Genomic DNA, 20,003 nt, shown 5'->3' with positions numbered 1-20,003 from the left:
CCCCAGCGAGCGAACAAGGAGAACCGTAATGGCCCAGTTGAAGCGCACCGCCAAGGCCGTCTGGCATGGCACCGGCAAGGATGGCGACGGCACCCTGACCACACAGAGCGCCACGCTGGACAATGTCCCCTATTCCTTCCTGGCCCGGTTCGGCGATGGCAAGGGCACCAACCCGGAAGAGCTGATCGCCGCCGCCCATGCTGGTTGTTTTTCCATGCAGTTGGCCTTCATGCTGGCCGGTAACAATACGCCAGCGGCGGAGATCAACACCGGCGCGGTGCTGATCATGGAAAGTGACGGGCCGGGCTGGAAGATCGCCACCGTGGAACTGTCGCTGCAGGCCAGCGTGCCCGGCATCAGTGCGGAGAAATTCGCCGAGATCGCCAATAATGCCAAGGCGAATTGCCCAGTCTCCAAGGTGCTGAATGCCGAGGTGAAGCTGACTGCGAAGCTGCTGTAAGAGGGGGGGCCGGTGGCGGTTACAGGCCGCCGCCGGCAACCTTGCCATCCTTGCGGCGGGAGATCTGTACCTGCCCTTCCACGCATTTCACATAGGTAGTCTTGCCCGGCACCAGCCCGTCACAGATGGTGATCAGGGCGCGCGGCAAAGCCCCAAATTCCTTGGAACCGCGCACACCGGCATTATAGGTTTCCAGATATTGTTTCAGCGCCGGCTTGGTCACCGGCTTGCCATTCTGGTCGATCATCATTCCTCCAGGTCCAAACCCGGCAAAAATGACCGACACCGGCAGATTGGGCAAGCCATTGTTACCCGGCAGTTTTTACCCGATCCAGCATCTGCGACCGTTCCATCACCTCAATACCGGTGAGGCCAGACAGACGGCCGCCGAGACCAGGGTTCGGGAGAGGTTTTGATTGCTGACCATCTTTTTTCAGAAATGCCTTGAGGACTTCTTCTGTATTGGTTACTTGATCCTTTATAATTGGACCATTTTGTTTTTCACTAAAATCATAAACAGTGAAACTACCATTTCCAGCCTCCCTTAAGAAGGTTGATAATTTTTCTTTTGTTGTCATTGATTGTCTTATTACGTTTTCTTTTACTAAATTCGCATACTTTCCCGCTATTGGATAGCCAGCATCTTTATATATTGTAAATGCTGGAAGTCCACCTTCATAAATAACAGCATCAATTTTTGTATTTTCACCACTGTTTCCAACAGGTTCTTCAATTTTATCTTTTAAATTAAGCGACTCTTTGAACATTTTTAGTTGCTCAGGATCATCCCGAACATCCAGAGATTTTTGATTGAGCAACTGTACCTGTCGTCTGATAACCTGATCACCTTCTCGGAAGCCGAGATATACAAAGGATACATCAGACATTTTTCCCTCCATTAATTAAATCAACATGGAAACCTCTTAAGTTTTAAACCATTGTTACCCGACAGTTTTTCCCCGATCCAGCATCTGCGACCGTTCCATCACCTCAATACCGGTGAGGCCAGACAGACGGCCGCCGAGACCAGGGTTCGGGAAGGGTAGATCGTTTAGAAGGGCTCTTCAAAAACTCTTCTAAACCTTCCTCTGTAACAACAGATAAGCTATCGCGTACACGTGGACCATTTGAGTTGTGGCTGAAATCATAAGAACCAAAATCGGATTCTTTTAACCCAAGCTCACGAAGGGTGAGGGACATTTTTTCTTTAGTTGTAATTCTATTATTATTTAAAATTTCAGCCGCCGCACTACTCAATTTTGAAGAAAACGCATTTGGTATACTCATAGAGCCATCTTCATAGAAGAAAAATAGCGCACGATTATTCTGATATATTATTCCATTAATTTTTTGTTCTTCCGAAGCTTTTCGTGCAGCCTCCCCCCGTTCAGTCATTTTTTTGTAAAATTTTTCTAATTTATTATATTCATTTAACGCTTCGGAAGCCTTTTCGGGATCATTTACCAATGCGAATTTAACGACACTGTCCAAATTTACTTTAATTCTCTTGACGAATCTCTCATCTGCTTCATAATTTTCTTTTGAAGAAACACCAGAAAATGAGCCAAAATTTGATATAGACATGCTAACCTCCTTAAAATGCAGATCAATTTCAAAAGCTGGATTATCGTTAACCTCTAATACCAAGTTGTGATGAGGTGAACTCATTGCAACTTGGCGCGGCGGCGGCCGCCGCGCGGCCCATGCCGCCTGAAGCCAAGCCAGCGGATGTTGGCACCGGCGATTGAGGGCCTTGATCAGAACCAATTGGTTCTGATCAAGGCAAACGAGTATAACGTCCAGCTCGTTTGGTTAAAATATCAACAGCAATTTATATGCCAAAATAAATAAAATCATGACAACAGATACAACTTTAAAATTTTTGTTCGTGACACTCACCGACTGTTCAAGCGAAATGGTGCGGCCTTCAATCGACCGCACCAGCCATCACCGAAACACCACCGTCCGAGAGCCATCCATAATAATCCGGCGTTCCAACTGCCAGCGCACGGCGCGGGCCAGCACGGCACATTCCACGTCGCGGCCCATATTCACCAGATCTTCCGGCGTATGGCTATGGTCCACGCGCTGAATGTCCTGTTCGATGATCGGGCCTTCATCCAGCACATTGGTGACGAAATGCGCCGTGGCGCCGATGATCTTCACGCCGCGATCATGGGCCTGGTGATAGGGCTTGGCGCCCTTGAAGCTGGGCAGGAAGCTGTGATGGATATTGATGCAGCGCCCAGCCAGCACGCCGCAGAATTCCGGTGACAAAATCTGCATGTAGCGGGCCAACACCACCAGATCGGCCCCGCTCTCCTGGATGATCTTCGTGAACTCCGCTTCCTGCGCGCCCTTATTATCCTTGGCCACCGGCAGGTGATGATAGGGAATGCCGCTCCATTCCACGAAGCTGCGCATATCATCATGGTTGGACACCACGGCCGGAATATCCATGCGCAGGATGCCGGAGCGCTGGCGGTGCAGCAGGTCATAGAGGCAGTGCCCGAACTTGGAAACGGCGATCACCACCTTGGGCTTCACCGTCAGATCGTGCAGTTCCCATTCCATATCATAGGCGGCGGCCACCGGGGCAAACCCGTCCTTCAACGCCGCCAGATCGGGGAAGCCGGCCCCATCAGGCCGGAAGACGACGCGCATGAAGAAACGGTCATTGATGGCGTCGTTGAAATGGTTGGATTCGGTGATCGAGGCATCGTGCGACGCCAGATAGGTTGATACCGCCGCCACGATGCCCTTCCGGTCCGGGCAGCGCACCACCAGAACGAAACGACCCTGCTCACCCTTCATCATCATGACCCAATCACTGGCTTATAAGAAAGAAACTGTCGGGCGGGGAGATTTGCGGCTGGCATAGGCCCTTGTCCACCCCCATATTGTTCTCTGCCATCAATCGGATGGCGGCCATGCAAAAACCACTTGACGCGCGCGTAAGGTTAATCTAACTATTACGTAAACGTAAGGCACTCTTACCCCACCGGGTTAAGGCACAGTGCCCTGTTGGCTAAGCAGGAACGGTCGGATGCTGAACAGCGCGGAAATGACCCGGTCCAACCCCCAGACGGAACGGACCTATTCCATCGGCCAGCTCGCGGAGGAGTTCGGGCTCACGCTGCGCTCCTTGCGTTTCTATGAGGATGAGGGGCTGATCTCCCCTGCCCGTGTCGGGCAGACGCGGGTGTATACTCATCGTGACCGGGCGCGGCTGAAACTGATCTGCCGTGGCAAGCGGCTGGGCTTCTCCATCGGGGAGATCAAGGATTTCCTGGATCTTTACGATACGGACGAAGCGCAGGTGGAGCAGATGACCTTTCTGTTGAAAGGGGCCCGCAACCGCATCGTCCATCTGGAACAGCAGCTGCGCGATGTGCAGCAGACCCTGAAGGAATTGCGGGAGATCGATGATCTCATCGTCTCCCATCTCCAGGCCAAGGGGGTTTCGGTCCAGTCGGACTGAACCCCCTTGGCCCATTGGTGCCATTACCCCAATCAAACCCACCATCGGCACACCGGGCTTAACCGGGGCCGAAGCCACACCAGGCGAGGAGCGCGGAAGATTATGAAGAATGTCGTGATTGCCGGTTATGCAAGGTCGCCTTTCCATCTGGCCAACAAGGGCGAGCTGACGAAGGTGCGCCCGGATGATCTGGCCGCGACCGTCGTCAAGGCCCTGCTGGAACGTACGGGTGTTGACGGTGCCGCCGTGGAAGATCTGATCGTCGGCTGCGCCTTCCCGGAAGGGGAGCAGGGCTTCAACGTCGCCAAGCTGATCGCCATGATCGCGGGCCTGCCGGCATCGGTCGCCGGCGCCACGGTCAACCGTTTCTGCGGCTCCTCCATGCAGGCCATTCATCAGGCCGCTGGCGCCATCGCGCTGGGGGCCGGTGACTGCTTCATCGCCGCCGGTGTGGAAAGCATGACCCGCGTGCCGATGATGGGCTTCAACCCGATGCCCAATCCGGCCCTGCACGCTGCCAACCCCGGTGCCTATATGTCCATGGGCATCACGGCTGAAAACCTGGCCAAGAAGTTCGGCTTCACCCGCGCCCAGCAGGAAGCCTTCGCCGTGGAAAGCCATCGCAAGGCCGCCAAGGCCCAGGCCGAAGGCAAGTTTGAGGCGGAAATCGTCCCCATCACCACCCCGTCCGGCAAGGTGATCAGCCAGGATGGTTGCATCCGTGGTGACAGCACGGTGGAAGCGCTCTCCACCCTGAAGCCGGCCTTTGATGCCGCCGGCACCGTGACCGCCGGCACCTCCTCGCCGCTCACCGATGGTGCATCGGCCACGTTGATCTGCTCGGAAGATTTCGCCAAGGCCCATGGGCTGAAGGTGCTGGCCAAGATCCGCTCCATCGCCGTTGCCGGCTGTGATCCGACCATCATGGGCTATGGCCCGGTGCCGGCCACCACCAAGGCGCTGGCCCGTGCCGGCCTGAAAGTGTCCGATCTGGACATCATTGAAAGCAACGAAGCCTTCGCCGTGCAGGCCATGACCGTTTGCCAGGAACTGGGCTTCGACCCGGCCAAGGTGAATATTGATGGCGGCGGCATCGCCATGGGCCATCCGCTGGGCGCCACCGGTGCCCGCATCACCGGCAAGGCCGCCAGCCTGCTGGTGCGTGAAGGCAAGTCGCTGGCGCTGTCTACCCAGTGTATCGGCGGCGGCCAGGGCATCGCCACCGTTCTGGAAGCGGTCTGATCCGGGCTGGACGGGAGGAGCAACCATGACAATCAAGAAAGCCGCCGTCATCGGCGCGGGCGTGATGGGCAGCGGTATCGCCGCCCATATCGCCAATGCCGGCATTCCGGTCTATCTGCTGGATATCGTACCGCAATCCGTGAAGGATAGCGGCGGCGACCGCTCGGTGATCGCCAAGGGCGCCATCGAGAAGATGCAGAAGACCGACCCCGCCCCTTTCATGCACAGGAAGGCGGCCAGCCTCGTCACCCCCGGCAATATCGAGGATGACCTGGAAAAGCTGGCCGATGTGGATTGGATCGTGGAGGCCGTGCTGGAAAACCCGGCCATCAAGCATGATCTCTATGCCAAGCTGGAAAAGGTGCGCAAGGACGGGTCCATCATCTCGTCCAACACCTCCACCATTCCGCTGAACATCCTGTTGCAGGGCCAGACGGAACGGTTTGCCGCTGATTTCTGCATCACCCACTTCTTCAACCCGCCGCGTTACATGCGCCTGTTGGAAGTGGTGAAGGGTCCGAAAACCCGCCAGGATGCCTTTGATACGGTCAGCGCCTTCTGTGACAAAGTGCTGGGCAAGGGCGTGGTGGAGTGCAAGGACACACCGGGCTTCATTGCCAACCGCATCGGCACCTATTTCATGGCCGCCGCCGTGAATGAGGCGATCGATGGCGGGCTGACGGTGGAAGAGGCTGATGCCATCACCAGCCGGCCCATGGGCATCCCGAAGACCGGCACCTTCGGCCTGATCGATCTGGTCGGCCTGGACCTGATGCCCCTGATCTCCAAGTCGCTGCTGGCCACCCTGCCGGCGGACGATGATTACCGCCGCATCCACCGTGACAGCCCGATGATCACCAAGATGATCAGCGAAGGCTATACCGGTCGCAAGGGCAAGGGCGGTTTCTATCGCCAGACCAAGGCCGCCGATGGCCGCCGCGTCAAGGAAGCCATCGACCTGACGACGGGCGTCTACCGCGCTTCGGAAAAGGCGTCGCTGGTGTCCGCTGCCGCCAAGGGGCTGAAGGCCCTGGTGGAAACGGGCGACAAGGGCGGGGCTTATGCCTGGCGCGTGCTGTCGCAGGCGCTGTCCTATGCTGCCGATCTGGTGCCGCAGATCGCCGAACAGATCACCGCCGTCGATGAGGCGATGCGGCTCGGCTATAATTGGAAGGCCGGCCCGTTCGAGATGATCGACCAGTTGGGCGCCGGCTGGTTTGCCGAGAAGCTGAAGGCGGAAGGCAAAAAGGTTCCCCACATGGTGGAAGTCGCCGCGGGTCGGCCCTTCTACAAGGTGGATGGGTCCAAGCTGCTGTTCTTGACCACCAGCGGCGACTATGCCGAGGTGAAGCGCCCGGACGGCGTGCTGTTGCTGACCGATATCAAGCGCGGCTCCAAGCCGGTGGCCAAGAATGGCTCGGCCAGCCTGTGGGATATTGGCGACGGCGTGTTGTGCCTGGAATTCACCAGCAAGATGAACGCGCTGGACCAGGACATCATGAACCTGATCCGCAAGGCCATCGGCATTATCGGCGACGGCAAGTCCGGCCCGTACAAGGCGCTGGTCGTCCATAATGAGGCGCCGAATTTCTCCGTCGGTGCCAATCTGGGTCTGGCCCTGTTCGCCATCAATATCGGCCTCTATCCCCAGATCGAGGCGATGATTGCCGAAGGCCAGCAGACCTATAAGGCGCTGAAATACGCCCCCTTCCCAACCGTGTCGGCCCCGTCGGGCATGGCGCTGGGTGGTGGGTGCGAAATCCTGCTGCACAGCTCCGCCGTGCAGGCCCATGCCGAAACCTATACCGGTCTGGTAGAAGTGGGTGTGGGTGTCGTTCCCGGCTGGGGCGGCTGCAAGGAAATGGTGGTGCGCCATCTGGCCAACAAGAAGCGTCCGGGCGGGCCGATGCCGGCCTTGTCCGCCGCGTTTGAGGCCATCAGCACCGCCAAGGTGGCCAAGTCAGCGTTTGAGGCCAAGGATATGCTGATCCTGAAGCCCACCGACGGCATCACCTTCAACAAGGATCGGCTGCTGGCCGACGCCAAGGCGAAGGCGCTGGAACTGGCGGCCAATTACACGCCCCCGACCGCCCCGGAAATCCGCCTGCCCGGCCCCACGGCCAAGGCGGCCTTCGATCTGGCGGTGGATGGCTTCGCCCAGCAGGGCAAGGCCACGGCGTATGACGTGGTGGTCTCCAAGAAGGTCGGCCATATCCTGTCCGGCGGCAACACCGACATCACGGTGGTGATGAACGAGGATCAGTTGCTGGACATGGAACGGGAAGCCTTCCTGGAATTGACCAAGACCACGGGCACCATCAACCGCATCGAACATATGCTGGAAACCGGCAAGCCGCTGCGGAATTGAGGGTGAGGGGGAGAGCGCCACGCTCCGCCCCCTTTCCTCAACAGTAAGCCTGACCTTTTACCGTCACCCCGGCGAAGGCCGGGGTCCAGAATCACAAGCGCTTTGCTCTACGAACTGGACCCCGGCCTTCGCCGGGGTGACGGTTAAGTATAGCTCCATCCTACCACTCCCCCCCCTTCCGTCCACCCTATCGACGCCCCGAGGTGCCCCATCTTCTTTCCCGTCTGAAACCGATAATCCATCCATCGGTGCCGGGCGTGTCAGGGGGTGCGGGTCTGCCGCGGTAGCGGTCCACACGGAGAATTCAGATGCCGATCTACAAGGCCCCGCTGGAAGACATCAATTTCGTCCTCAACGACGTGCTGAACGCCGCCCAACTGGCGAACCTGCCGGGTTATGAGGATGCGACCCCCGACCTGATCCAGTCGATCGTGGAAGAGGCCGCCAAGCTGTGTGAGAACGAGCTGCAGCCGATCAACCTGTCCGGCCACGAGGAAGGCTGCCATTACGAAAATGGCGTCGTCCGCACGCCCAAAGGCTTCAAGGCAGCCTATGACAAATATGTCGAAGGCGGCTGGCAGGGCATGGCCTTTGATCCCGATTACGGCGGCCAGGGCCTGCCCCACACGGTGGGCGTGGTACTGGAAGAGCTGCTTTGCTCCGCCAACATGGCCTTTGCCATGTATCCGGGCCTGACCCAGGGCGCAATGAACGCCATCCGCGCCCACGCCAATGATGAGCTGAAGCAGCGCTATCTGCCCAAGATGGTCAGCGGCGAATGGTCCGGCACCATGTGCCTGACGGAGCCGCATTGCGGCACCGATCTGGGCCTGCTGAAGACCCGCGCCACCCCCAATGAGGATGGCAGCTACAACATCACCGGCACCAAGATTTTCATCTCTGCCGGTGAACATGACCTGACCAACAATATCATCCATCTGGTGCTGGCCAAGCTGCCGGACGGCCCGCCGGGCATCAAGGGCATCAGCCTGTTCCTGGTGCCGAAATTTCTGCCGACCGAGGATAACGAACCCGGCGTGCGCAATGGCGTGATGTGCGGTTCCATCGAGCACAAGATGGGCATCATGGCCAACGCCACCTGTGTGATGAATTTCGACGATGCCAAGGGTTGGCTGGTGGGCGAAGCGCATAAGGGGATGCGCGCCATGTTCACCATGATGAACACCGCCCGTCTGGGCGTGGGGATGCAGGGGCTGGGCATCGGCGCCGTCGCCTATCAGAACGCCGTTGCCTATGCCAAGGACCGTATCCAGGGCCGCTCGCTTTCCGGCACCAAGTCACCGGAAAAGGCCGCCGACCCGATCATCGTGCATCCCGATGTGCGCAAGAACCTGATGCAGGGCAAGGCCTTCTCCGAAGGGGCGCGCGCGCTGGGCTATTGGGTCGGCATGATGATCGACCTCTATGAAAAGCACCCGGACCCGACCGTTCGCCAGGAAGCGGAAGATTTTGTGGCCCTGCTGACCCCAGTGGTGAAGGCTTATTTCACCGACATGGGCTATGAGGTCGCCACCAACAGCCAGCAGATGTATGGCGGTCACGGCTATATCCGTGAATGGGGCATGGAACAGTTCGTGCGCGATGCCCGCATCGCCATGATCTATGAAGGTACCAACGGCATCCAGGCGCTGGATCTGGTGGGTCGCAAGATGCCGCAGAATATGGGCCGCCTGCTGCGCCGCTTCTTCCACCCGATGCAGGCCGAACTGGAGCAGAGCCAGGAAGACGCCACGCTGCTGGAATTCGTGCTGCCGCTGGCAAAGGCGTTTGGCAAGTTACAGCAGGCAACCGCTGTCGTCGCGCAGAAGGGCATGGCGCGGCCGGATGAAGCCGGTGCTGCCTCCACCGACTATCTGCGCATCTTCGGTCTGGTTGCGCTCGGCTGGATGTGGCTGAAGATGGTGAAGGTGGCGCAGACCAAGCTGGCCGAGGGTACGGACGGCAAGGAAGGCTTCTACGACGCTAAGATCAAGACCGCCCGCTTCTTCATGGACAAAATGCTGCCGGAGGTGGATTTCCGCTTCAAGAGCCTGATGGCGGGCGGCAAGAGCATGATGGAAATGCCGGTCGACCAGTTCTGATCGCTGACTTTTCCTGAAAAGCATATAGGCCGCCGGAGCGATCCGGCGGCCTATACTATTTCATCCTTACCTTGCGAAAGAAAGGATCAGTTATATTCAGCCCAGGTCTGGTCTTTTTTGCGGTCATAGAAGATCGAAATGATCGAAACCTCGCAAAGGTTGAATCCTTCCCATTCCGCCGGGGTCCCGTCGTCGTAGACAACCTTCAAATCCCAGATGCAGCTTTTTTCCTTGCGGCTGAAGGTAATGTCAACCCTCTCCCCGTCGGACAGCACATCGCGGCCTAGAATATCTTCCTCCCAATCATCAGATTTTGCAGGAGAGACATAGACTTCGGAAATGGTGTAACCGGTACGGTTCTTTAGCGTGAAGTTCTGCTTTGCTTCAGCCCAAGCGTTACCAACCAGCGCCGTCAGCACGAAGGCAGACATCATCAGACGTTTGAACAAGATTTCCCCCTTATCACTATGACTGCTGAATGCAGTGTAAGCAGTCATAAGGCGCAAGGCGGATCTCATTCAACAACTAAATTGTGTTTCATCTGCCAAATAGCGGGGCGTTTAAACCACCATTGCACGGTAAAGGTGCCATGTTGCATGGCCGAGGATGGGCATTACCACCGCCAACCCAACGAAAAGCGGCAAACAACCCAGCAACAGCAGGCCGGCAACCATCAGGCCCCAGAGCAACATCAGCGCGGGATTGCAGCGCACCGCAAGCACAGACACCTTAATGGCACGCCAGATCCCGCCATTGCGATGCAGCAGAAAGGGAAAGGAAACAACGGTCAGGCAGAGCACGGTGAGCGCAAAGACGAACCCCACCGCATTGCCAATGATGATCATGGACCAGCCTTCCCGTGTGCTGATCAGCTGGCGCAAAAACTCCATCGAATCGGCAGGGGGCAATCCTCCCATGGTGGCGCCATAAATCCGTTCCGCCACCGCCAGCCAGCCGACAAACAGCGTCAATAACAGGGCACCCAGCCAAGCGACAGACCCCAGGGCCGGGGAATGACGCACATCGAAGGCGTTGCGCCAAGTCACCGGCCGCCCCATCTCCCGCTGCCGACTCACCTCATACAGTCCGACGGCCGCCAAGGGCCCCATCAGGGTGATGCCGGCGATCAAGGGATAGAGCATGGGGATCACGTCGGTCTGGGCGGCGAAGGCAGCCGCCGCCCCGCCGACCACCGGATAGATCAATCCCAGAAACAGAAGCTGAGTCGGGGCGGCCAGAAAATCCTCCACCCCTTTCCCCAGGGCCTGGAAAAGATCGGCCACACTGATCTGCCGGATCATCGGCATGGATGGATCACGGTCGGCAATGAAAACCGCCCCGCCACTGATACGCTGTGCCATATCGCCTCCTTCACCGGATAAAGTTCAGGCTGCGACGAATTGTATCAGATTGATATGCCAACCGAACCAATCAAGAACGGGGGGCTGAGGCCACCGGCCCCGGCGAATTCACATGGAACGGGGGATCAGCGGCGACGTTTGGTATTCTTGCCGCCAAACTCGATCCCCCCCACTTCCAGCCCGCCATCCTTGGTTTTGGCCGCCCCCTTGGTGCGGCCACCTGCCTTGCGTTCCGGCTTGGCCGGGCTGCGCGGGCGTTCCCCCTGGGCGGACGCGCGGATGGGGGAGGCACCGGGCGCCAGCCCCAGATCGATGGCTTCCAGCCGGCGGATTTCATCACGGATGCGGCCGGCTTCCTCAAACTCCAGGTCCGCCGCCGCCGCGCGCATCTTCTTTTCCAACTCGGCGATGATGGTCTTGATGTCCTTGCCGGCCAGCCCGATGCCTTCGGCCGCACCGGTATCCACCTCCACCCGGTCGCCGCGCTCATACACGCTGCCCAGAATATCGGCGATATTCTTCTTCACCGATTCCGGGGTGATGCCATGTTCGGCATTATATTCCAGCTGCTTGGCTCGGCGGCGGGCAGTTTCCTCCAGGGCTGCCTTCATGCTGTCCGTCTCCCGGTCGGCATAAAGGATGGCGCGGCCCTCAATATTGCGGGCCGCGCGGCCGATGGTCTGGATCAGGCTGGTGCGGGACCGCAAATAACCTTCCTTGTCGGCATCCAGAATGGCGACAAGCCCGCATTCGGGAATATCCAGCCCCTCGCGCAGCAGGTTGATACCGATCAGCACATCGAACACGCCCAGCCGCAGATCGCGGATGATCTCAATACGTTCCAGCGTCTCGACATCGGAATGGATGTAACGGACCTTGATGCCCGCCTCCATCATGTATTCCGTCAGCGCCTCCGCCATCTTCTTCGTCAGGGTGGTGACCAGCACGCGCAGGCCGCGCGCCACCACCTCCCGCACCTCCGCCATCACATCATCCACCTGGGTATCGGTGGGGCGGATGATGACCTGCGGATCGACCAGACCGGTGGGGCGCACCACCTGTTCCACGAACACCCCGCCCGTCCGCTCCATCTCCCAGTTACCAGGGGTCGCGGACACGAACACGGTCTGTGGCCGCATCGCCTCCCATTCCTCAAACTTCAACGGGCGGTTATCGGCGCAGGATGGCAGGCGGAAACCGAAATCCGACAAGGTGGATTTACGCATAAAGTCGCCGCGATACATGCCGCCGATCTGCGGCACCATCACATGGCTTTCATCGACAATCAGCAGCGCTTCCTGGGGCAGATATTCAAACAGGGTCGGTGGCGGTTCCCCCGGATTGCGCCCGGACAGGTAGCGCGAATAATTCTCGATCCCGGCGCAGGAGCCGGTGGCCACCATCATTTCGATATCGAATGTGGTGCGTTGTTCCAGGCGCTGCGCTTCCAACAGCTTGCCCTGGGCCATGAACTCCTCAAGCCGGATTTTCAGGTCGCGCTTGATCTGCTCCACCGCCTGGAACAAGGTCGGCTTGGGCGTGACATAGTGGCTGTTGGCGTAAATCCGCACCTCCTTCATGGAGATGAGTTTCTCACCCGTCAGCGGGTCGATCTCATGGATCGCCTCCAGCTCATCCCCGAACAGGGAGAGCCGCCAGGCGCGATCTTCCAGGTGGGCGGGGAACAGTTCCACCGTATCGCCGCGCACCCGGAACGATCCGCGCCCGAAACCCACATCGGTGCGGCGATATTGCAGCTCCACCAGCCTTTGCAAAAACGGCTGCCGGTCCAGCCGCTGCCCCACTTTCAGCGGCACGGTCATTTCCGTGTAGGTTTCGACCGAGCCGATACCATAGATGCAGGAGACCGAGGCGACGATGATGGCATCCCGCCGTTCCAGCAGCGCCCGCGTCGCCGCGTGGCGCATCCGGTCGATCTGTTCGTTGATCGAGCTTTCCTTCTCGATATAGGTGTCGGTGCGCGGAACATAGGCTTCCGGCTGGTAATAATCGTAATAGCTGACGAAATATTCCACGGCATTATTGGGGAAGAAGCTCTTCATCTCCCCATAAAGCTGGGCCGCCAGCGTCTTGTTCGGCGCCAGAACCAGGGTCGGCCGCTGCACCCGCTGGATGACATGGGCCATGGTGAAGGTCTTGCCGGAACCGGTGACGCCCAGCAGAACCTGATCCCGCTCCCCGTTATTCAAACCCTCGGTCAGTTCCTCAATCGCCCGTGGCTGATCGCCGGCGGGCGTATAGTCAGAAACAACCGTCAACGGCTCCAGAAACGGCCGCTCCTCCAGCCTCACGCGCCAGGGCAGCGGGTTGGAAGCGTCGGGAAGGGCGGCGGTGGGGGCGGCTGGCTTGCTCATGCCGGCTAATTTATGCCGAGCATGGCCGCTGTGGAAGGGGTTTTGATCCGTTTTTGTTCACGGGCGTCAGGGTTTGGCCCGCTTGCCGCGTTTTTTCTCCGGCAGGGCGTCGCCGCCCTGGCTCTGGCTGCTGCTTTTCTGGCCCAGGGCGGCGGATATGCTTTCCCAGGCGGCATCCATGGCCTGGTTGGGCACACCATCTTCTGCCGCCATTTCCCGGATGATGCTGGTCATGTTATCGGGCGTGCAGCAGCCGCGCGGCGGGCGGCTGCCAAATTCCGCCGTCCGTGGAAAGACGCACAATACCCGCACCCGCACCAGCGGAAAACGGGACCGGATGGCGCTGATCAGCGGATGCAGCTGCACCACGGGGTTCAGGAAGGCCCCTACGGAATGGTCAGGCTTCACATATTTCCACTGCCCGGCATTCTGGCTGCAACGGGGGGTGCCCACCACATCCGGCGGGGAAGACACAATCAGCAGGATGCTGGCCGGCAGCCGCATGACCTGATCAATCTTTGTCGGTCCCGCCTTGCCGCCGCCGATCTTCACCTCATTCAACATCGGATAGGAAAGCTCTTCCAGTTCCATCCGGCGCTTGAACAGTTCGGCATTATATTGGCGGGTGCTGACCGGCTTGAATTTGCGGGGTTTCACCGACAGGGCGAAGGTGATCATCAGCACAATCACCACCACCGTGATCACGGCGATGGTGATCAGGTCCACAATGGAAATCCCGATCCAGGAGGCAAGTTCGCTCAGCATAAGATTTTGGATAGCCGATGCGGGCGGTTTTGTCACCCTTCCGCCCCCACCGCCGCCCTGGGCAAGCTGTCACGCCACCCTTGCCCAAAACGCGCCCGTCCCATCCAAATCGGGTGCTTGATGCGCAATGACAGGGGGCTTTAAGGTCCGTGCCCGGTCATAAACCGTCCCAACCAGGGGAATATAGATGTCGTTCCTTGCCGACCGCCTGTCCCGCATCAAGCCGTCACCGACCATTGCGGTGACAAGCAAGGCCCGCGCGCTGAAAGCCGCCGGCCGTGATGTGATCGGCCTGGGTGCTGGCGAACCCGATTTCGATACGCCGGAAAATATCCGCGCCGCCGGCATCCGCGCCATCGAAGGGGGCCAGACCCGTTACACCGATGTGGATGGCACGCCCGAACTGAAAAAGGCGATCTGCGCCAAGTTCCTGCGGGAGAACGGCCTGACCTACACGCCCGATCAGGTAACGGTCGGTGTCGGTGGCAAGCAGGTGCTGTACAATGCCCTGATGGCCACCCTGAATGCAGGCGATGAGGTGATCATCCCCGCCCCCTACTGGGTCTCCTACCCGGATATGGTGCAGTTGGCCGAGGGCACGCCGGTTTCCGTCGCCTGCCCGGCCGAAAACGGCTTCAAGCTGCAGCCGGCTGATCTGGAAGCCGCCATCACGCCGAAGACCAAGTGGCTGATCCTGAACAGCCCGTCCAACCCGACGGGTGCGGCCTATACGGCGGATGAGCTGAAGGCCCTGGGTGCCGTGCTGCTACGCCACGCCCATGTCTACATCATGACCGACGATATGTATGAACATCTGGTCTATGATGATTTCAAGTTCACCACCATCGCCCAGGTGGTGCCGGAACTCTATGACCGCACGCTGACGGTCAATGGCGTTTCCAAGTCCTATTCGATGACCGGCTGGCGCATTGGTTATGCCGCCGGTCCGAAGGCGTTGATCAAGGCCATGGGCGTGATCCAGAGCCAGTCGACCAGCAACCCGACCAGCATTTCCCAGGCCGCCGCCGTGGAAGCGCTGAACGGCCCGCAGGACTTCATCAAGGAACGCGCTGCTGTGTTCCAGAAGCGCCGCGATCTGGTCGTCTCCATGCTGAACCAGGCCAGCGGCCTGCACTGCCCCAACCCGGAAGGCGCCTTCTACGTCTATCCGTCTTGCGCTGGCACCATCGGCAAGACGGCCCCCACCGGCAAGGTGATTGAGACGGACGAGGATTTCGCCTCTGAACTGCTGGAAGCCGAAGGCGTGGCCGTGGTGCATGGCGCGGCGTTCGGTCTGTCGCCGTTCTTCCGCATCTCCTATGCCACCAGCACGGAAGTGCTGGAAGAAGCCTGCACGCGCATCCAGCGCTTCTGCGGCAGCTTGAAGTAACAATAAAAAACAAAAAATAACGGCCACTACATACAATGTAGTGGCCGTTATTTTATTTAATAAGTAATAAAAACACAAAAGAATGAATTATCAAAAAAAAATAAAAACCAATATTATTTGGAAAGCCCAAAAAATATATAACAAGATCCAAATACTAGAATAAGCATGAAAATTTTCATATTTTTCGCTTGACCGCGCACATTCAATGATTAATAAGCATTCATGCAACCCTAAGGTCAAGCCACACCAACACATGGAGACTAGTATGAAAAACATGAAAACAGCACTACTTTTATCATTTTTTCTATCGAGCACTTTTTCTTTTGTCGCCAATGCGCTGGAGTGCACAGAATATGTAAATCAAAAATTAGCAAATGCTGGAAAAGTGCAATTAAAAGGAGACGCAAAATACTTTGCCGATTCCGTAAAGAATCCAGGAATTACGGTTTCCTCTACCCCTTCCGCATCATCAATTGTTGTTTTCGACGGAACTAGGGTCAACTCCGAAGGAAAGACTATAAATTTTGAATCGAGAGGTCATGTTGGCTGGGTAAGCTCAGTAAATGGGGGGGCATTTTCATACTCAGATGCCAATTGGAATAGAGATGGAAAAGAGGCTTCACACACAGCAAGTCGCGTCAATAATAATTGGACTAAAATCAAAGTTGATTCTGGCGCTAGCACTTATAACGTGATTGGCTATGTAACTGCACCAACAAAATAATTCCAATCTGCCTTGATTGTGACCGATCAAGGCAGATTTCGCGTTCCCTCAAATGCAGGTCCAGCGCTCACTGGCCTCCGACCCGCCTAAAGTTCAACCTTTAGGCGGGTCGGAGCAATATAAGTGCAGTTTCTTCAGCTTCATCCGAATAAACTGTACATTAAATGGAGAAGAATATGAAGAGAATCATTGCTATTTTTTTTGCACTTCTGATCACGGAAAAATCAAATGCAACTGACGAGATAATTAAAAATAATGGAGAAAAAATTTCCATAGTTATCATCAATGATGACGGATATAACATAAATTACACAGATGATGGGAAATTAAAAAAAATATATAGAGGAGATGTTATTGCTATGAAAACGGAAGAAAAAGTTTATTTACATTTAAATGACGGATCAATTTTAAGTGGCGTAATTGATTATACTTATGAAAATGACCAATTTAAACATTTTATTAAAACTGATTTCAGTGAAAAAATACCCCTGAAATGGGAAAAAGTGACTCATATAGAAACAAAACAAAATGATGAAAATGAGCCAATTAATAAAATTATTACCGAAAATGATATTAATTATGATCAGTTCACTGGCGCGACAAAAACGCTAAATAGTTCCTTTTCTCTAGAAGTTGGGATTCAATATACTGGAGAATCATCATATAGCTATGCATATGATTACAATGGAAATTACACAGACATATTTTATTATATGTCGTACAATCAAAGTGAAAAAATTTCCATCAGTGTTGGTACATCGGGAAACTACTCTAGCAATAAAACATCCACTTTTATTGATGGGAAAGAAAGCAATTCTTCTATTGATTTAAATAGCGTAACAACAAAAATAATTTACAGGCTGATTGATGAAAAAAATAACGATATTAATATATATATAGGATCAAGCTTAATTATCCCAACCTCATCGCCAACGTTGAATGATGGGGCGCTAGTTTCATCTAATGGATTCTGGGGAGGAACGGTTGATTTTTACATGAATTACTCTATAGATATGGTAAAATTTTTTATGTCTACCTCATACGGTGATTTTATTTCAAAAAAAATGGAGGGATTTTCAACAAAACCAGGTAGATTCATTCGATACAATGCGGGTATGGCTTACCGAATTTCTCCAAGCATCACGTTTGCTTCTTCATTTGTGGGCCAACATGTTAATGCATCTACTTATAATGGCGATGATTTCGATCAAATATCAACACACAGGAATCATTATAGGCACGATATTTTTATTGATTCTATCCCGAACATATCAATTCAACCATTTACTGAATTTGGCATCGACGGGAGGAACAATGATTATACCATCGGAATATCATTAAGAAAATACTGGTGAGTTGTGTAGAGAAGAATATTCTTCTCTACACAATCGAACCAAATCAGGCCAGCACGTCCAGCAACCGCTGAAAATTCTTCTGGTCGGTCTGCATGATGGCGGCACTGATCCCAGCCTTCACCTCCGCCCCTTTCAGGTCCAGAATGACCGCCGGGCCTGCCCCGCTGGTGGCAACCGCCTCTGTTGCGGCCTGCACTGTCGCCTGCACATCCGCAAAACCGCTGGCGGCGGTGCGGGCCACATCAGGGCTGCTGCTGGTGACGCTGCTGATCATGCTTGCATCTTAGCATGGCGGGCATCCGGGCGGCAGGGGTGAAATATGACGAATGAACGGTTAGCATCCGCGTAACAATTCACCGGGTGGAACCATGACCAGCACCGACAGCCAGGATATTGCGCGCCTTATGGATGATCTCGGCCGCCGCGCCCGCGCCGCCGCCGGGGAAATCGCCCTGGTGCCAGGCCCGGTGCGCGACCAGGCGTTGCGTGCGGCGGCACAGGCCATCCGCGCCAATGCCGACAGCATCCTGGCCGCCAACGCCCAGGATATGGCGGCGGGTGAGGCCAAAGGCCTGTCAGCCTCTCTGCTGGACCGGCTGCTGCTGAATCCGGCGCGGCTGGAATCAATGGCCAACGGGCTGGAGGAAATCGCCGATCGGCCCGATCCGCTGGGGGCGGTGCTGGAGGAATGGACGCGCCCCAACGGCCTGCGCTTTACCAAGGTGCGGGTGCCGCTGGGCGTGATTGCCATCATCTTTGAAAGCCGGCCCAATGTGACGGCGGATGCCGGCGCGCTATGCCTGAAATCCGGCAATGCCGCCATCCTGCGCGGCGGGTCGGAGAGTATCCGTTCCGCCCGCGCCATCCTGGCCTGTCTGCATCAGGGGCTGGATGCGGCGGGGTTGCCGCGCGATGCCATCCAGATGCCCCCCACCACCGACCGCGCCGCCGTGGGCGAATTGCTGACCATGACGCGCTGGGTGGATGTGGTGATCCCGCGCGGCGGCAAGTCGCTGACCGGGCGCGTGGCCGCCGAAAGCCGGGTGCCGGTGATCTATCACCTGGATGGCATCTGCCATGTCTATCTGGACAAGGATGCCGACCCGGAAAAGGCCCGCCGCGTGGTGTTGAACGCCAAGATGCGGCGTACCGGCGTTTGCGGGTCGGCGGAAACCCTGCTGGTGCATCAGGCTGTGGCGGCAAACCTGCTGCCCGCCATCCTGGACGATCTGATCAAGGCCGGGTGTGAGGTGCGGGGCGATGCCGGGGTGCAGGCGCTGGATGCCCGCGTCGTGCCGGCAACGGATGAGGATTGGGACACCGAATATCTGGATGCCATCCTGTCGGTGAAGCTGGTGGCGGATGTGGATGCGGCCATCGCCCATATCGGCCGCCATAGCAGCCACCATACGGACAGCATCATCACCGAAAATGCCGACGCAGCGGAGCGGTTCCTGACGCGGGTGGATAGCGGCATTGTGCTGCACAATGCCTCCACGCAGTTCGCCGATGGCGGTGAATTCGGCTTCGGGGCGGAGATCGGGATTTCCACCGGCAAGCTGCACGCGCGCGGGCCGGTGGGAGCCGAACAGTTGACCAGCTACAAATATGTGGTGCGGGGCGATGGGCACACCCGCCCCTGATGCACGCACGCCCCACGCGACCGACCTGACCGCCACGCATGGCACAGCCCTTCCCACGCCCCCCCGTCCCCTGGCGGGGGGGCTGTGGCGGGGCCTGCGCGTGGGGCTTCTGGGCGGGTCGTTCAACCCCGCCCATGGGGGGCACCGGCACATGTCGCTGATGGCCCTGCGGATGCTGGGGCTGGATGAGGTCTGGTGGCTGGTCAGCCCCCAGAACCCATTGAAATCATTGGATGGAATGGCACCGCTGGCCCAGCGGATGGCCGGTGCCGCGTGGGTGGCCAACCACCCGCGCATCCGGGTCAGCGATATCGAAACCCGTATGGGCACACGCTATACGGTGGATACGCTGGCGGGGCTGAAACGGCATTTTCCAGGCACGGATTTCGTCTGGCTGATGGGGGCGGACAATCTGGCCCAGATGCCGCGTTGGCGGGGATGGACGCGGATATTCGGGATGGTCCCCGTTGCGATATTTCCGCGTCAGCCTTATTCTGTCGGCGCGTTGGGCGGAAAGGCCGCCCGGCGTTTCGCCAAAGCGCGATGGCAGATGTCGGCGGCCAAGCACCTTGCGGGTGCAAAGGCCCCGGCCTGGGTGTTCCTGGAAGCACCCCTGCATCCCGCTTCGGCCACGGCGATACGGTGCCAGGGTGGTGCTGGCGGCGTGGATCATCAAGGACGGATTATTCGGTGAATACGACAGCGAGCGCAGAGATCAATACCTCCACCCAGACCGG

The 20,003-nt window shown here is 57.2% G+C and carries 18 protein-coding genes and 1 pseudogene; 10 read left to right on the top strand and 9 right to left on the bottom strand.

All coding sequences use genetic code 11. The features are described from left to right. Positions 1 to 28 precede the first annotated feature (28 nt). Complete coding sequence (locus PCJ49_RS04415) at positions 29 to 460, top strand: OsmC family protein (protein ID WP_269909907.1); 432 nt, start codon at positions 29 to 31, stop codon at positions 458 to 460. Between the two features lie 19 nt (positions 461 to 479). Here PCJ49_RS04415 and PCJ49_RS04410 read toward each other — a convergent pair whose 3' ends face one another. From PCJ49_RS04410 to purU, 4 genes are all read right to left on the bottom strand, one after another. Continuing rightward, positions 480 to 710, bottom strand: coding sequence for a hypothetical protein (locus tag PCJ49_RS04410; protein WP_269909906.1), 231 nt, complete (start codon positions 708 to 710; stop codon positions 480 to 482). A gap of 58 nt (positions 711 to 768) precedes the next feature. After that, positions 769 to 1,347 (bottom strand): hypothetical protein, encoded by a 579-nt coding sequence (locus PCJ49_RS04405; protein ID WP_269909905.1) that lies wholly within the window; start codon positions 1,345 to 1,347, stop codon positions 769 to 771. 103 nt (positions 1,348 to 1,450) lie between these two features. Continuing rightward, complete coding sequence (locus PCJ49_RS04400; RefSeq protein ID WP_269909904.1) at positions 1,451 to 2,227, bottom strand: hypothetical protein; 777 nt, start codon at positions 2,225 to 2,227, stop codon at positions 1,451 to 1,453. A 180-nt stretch (positions 2,228 to 2,407) separates the two neighbouring features. After that, on the bottom strand, positions 2,408 to 3,280 hold the full coding sequence (purU, locus tag PCJ49_RS04395) for a formyltetrahydrofolate deformylase (protein ID WP_269909903.1): 873 nt from the start codon (positions 3,278 to 3,280) through the stop codon (positions 2,408 to 2,410). Positions 3,281 to 3,506: 226 nt separating this feature from the next. Between purU and PCJ49_RS04390 the strand changes: the two genes are divergently transcribed. The 4 genes from PCJ49_RS04390 to PCJ49_RS04375 all read left to right on the top strand — a co-directional run bounded on the left by PCJ49_RS04390 (position 3,507) and on the right by PCJ49_RS04375 (position 9,653). Continuing rightward, on the top strand, positions 3,507 to 3,941 hold the full coding sequence (locus PCJ49_RS04390) for a MerR family DNA-binding transcriptional regulator (RefSeq protein WP_269909902.1): 435 nt from the start codon (positions 3,507 to 3,509) through the stop codon (positions 3,939 to 3,941). A 102-nt stretch (positions 3,942 to 4,043) separates the two neighbouring features. Then, positions 4,044 to 5,183, top strand: a complete 1,140-nt coding sequence (locus PCJ49_RS04385) for a thiolase family protein (RefSeq protein WP_089286767.1) — start codon at positions 4,044 to 4,046, stop codon at positions 5,181 to 5,183. Positions 5,184 to 5,208: 25 nt separating this feature from the next. Beyond that, complete coding sequence (locus PCJ49_RS04380) at positions 5,209 to 7,551, top strand: 3-hydroxyacyl-CoA dehydrogenase/enoyl-CoA hydratase family protein (protein WP_269909901.1); 2,343 nt, start codon at positions 5,209 to 5,211, stop codon at positions 7,549 to 7,551. Between the two features lie 308 nt (positions 7,552 to 7,859). Further along, positions 7,860 to 9,653 carry an acyl-CoA dehydrogenase C-terminal domain-containing protein gene (locus PCJ49_RS04375; RefSeq protein WP_269909900.1) on the top strand — a complete coding sequence of 598 codons (1,794 nt, stop codon included), beginning with the start codon at positions 7,860 to 7,862 and terminating at the stop codon, positions 9,651 to 9,653. 86 nt (positions 9,654 to 9,739) lie between these two features. On the opposite strand, the gene PCJ49_RS04370 is transcribed toward PCJ49_RS04375, so the two are convergent. The 4 genes from PCJ49_RS04370 to PCJ49_RS04355 form a co-directional block, all read right to left on the bottom strand. Then, positions 9,740 to 10,102: an argininosuccinate lyase gene (locus PCJ49_RS04370; RefSeq protein ID WP_269909899.1), complete on the bottom strand. Its 363-nt coding sequence runs from the start codon at positions 10,100 to 10,102 to the stop codon at positions 9,740 to 9,742. A 111-nt stretch (positions 10,103 to 10,213) separates the two neighbouring features. After that, positions 10,214 to 11,014 (bottom strand): DUF2189 domain-containing protein, encoded by an 801-nt coding sequence (locus PCJ49_RS04365; protein ID WP_269909898.1) that lies wholly within the window; start codon positions 11,012 to 11,014, stop codon positions 10,214 to 10,216. Between the two features lie 125 nt (positions 11,015 to 11,139). After that, complete coding sequence (gene uvrB / locus PCJ49_RS04360; RefSeq protein WP_269909897.1) at positions 11,140 to 13,389, bottom strand: excinuclease ABC subunit UvrB; 2,250 nt, start codon at positions 13,387 to 13,389, stop codon at positions 11,140 to 11,142. Between the two features lie 66 nt (positions 13,390 to 13,455). Next, positions 13,456 to 14,154, bottom strand: a complete 699-nt coding sequence (locus tag PCJ49_RS04355; RefSeq protein ID WP_269909896.1) for a hypothetical protein — start codon at positions 14,152 to 14,154, stop codon at positions 13,456 to 13,458. 187 nt (positions 14,155 to 14,341) lie between these two features. Between PCJ49_RS04355 and PCJ49_RS04350 the strand changes: the two genes are divergently transcribed. From PCJ49_RS04350 to PCJ49_RS04340, 3 genes are all read left to right on the top strand, one after another. Next, the gene (locus tag PCJ49_RS04350) at positions 14,342 to 15,544 is read left to right on the top strand and encodes a pyridoxal phosphate-dependent aminotransferase (protein WP_269909895.1); all 1,203 of its coding nucleotides are present in this window, start codon (positions 14,342 to 14,344) and stop codon (positions 15,542 to 15,544) included. A 265-nt stretch (positions 15,545 to 15,809) separates the two neighbouring features. Continuing rightward, entirely contained in the window at positions 15,810 to 16,268 is a 459-nt protein-coding gene (locus tag PCJ49_RS04345; protein ID WP_269909894.1) for a CHAP domain-containing protein, read from the top strand. 176 nt (positions 16,269 to 16,444) lie between these two features. Then, positions 16,445 to 17,623, top strand: a complete 1,179-nt coding sequence (locus PCJ49_RS04340; RefSeq protein ID WP_269909893.1) for a hypothetical protein — start codon at positions 16,445 to 16,447, stop codon at positions 17,621 to 17,623. Between the two features lie 43 nt (positions 17,624 to 17,666). On the opposite strand, the gene PCJ49_RS04335 is transcribed toward PCJ49_RS04340, so the two are convergent. Then, positions 17,667 to 17,897, bottom strand: coding sequence for a hypothetical protein (locus PCJ49_RS04335; protein ID WP_269909892.1), 231 nt, complete (start codon positions 17,895 to 17,897; stop codon positions 17,667 to 17,669). A 79-nt stretch (positions 17,898 to 17,976) separates the two neighbouring features. Between PCJ49_RS04335 and PCJ49_RS04330 the strand changes: the two are divergent. Continuing rightward, positions 17,977 to 19,266 (top strand): annotated as a pseudogene (locus tag PCJ49_RS04330) (glutamate-5-semialdehyde dehydrogenase); the annotation flags it as partial. Then, on the top strand, positions 19,247 to 19,960 hold the full coding sequence (locus PCJ49_RS04325; protein ID WP_269909890.1) for a nicotinate-nucleotide adenylyltransferase: 714 nt from the start codon (positions 19,247 to 19,249) through the stop codon (positions 19,958 to 19,960). The pseudogene PCJ49_RS04330 and the gene PCJ49_RS04325, both read left to right, overlap by 20 nt. The last annotated feature ends 43 nt before the right edge of the window (positions 19,961 to 20,003 follow it).

It is taken from the genome of Niveispirillum sp. BGYR6 (genome assembly GCF_027568365.1).
Lineage (GTDB): Bacteria > Pseudomonadota > Alphaproteobacteria > Azospirillales > Azospirillaceae > Niveispirillum.
The sequence above is the reverse complement of the archived record's forward strand: the minus strand, read 5'-3'. Positions and strand labels throughout refer to the sequence as shown.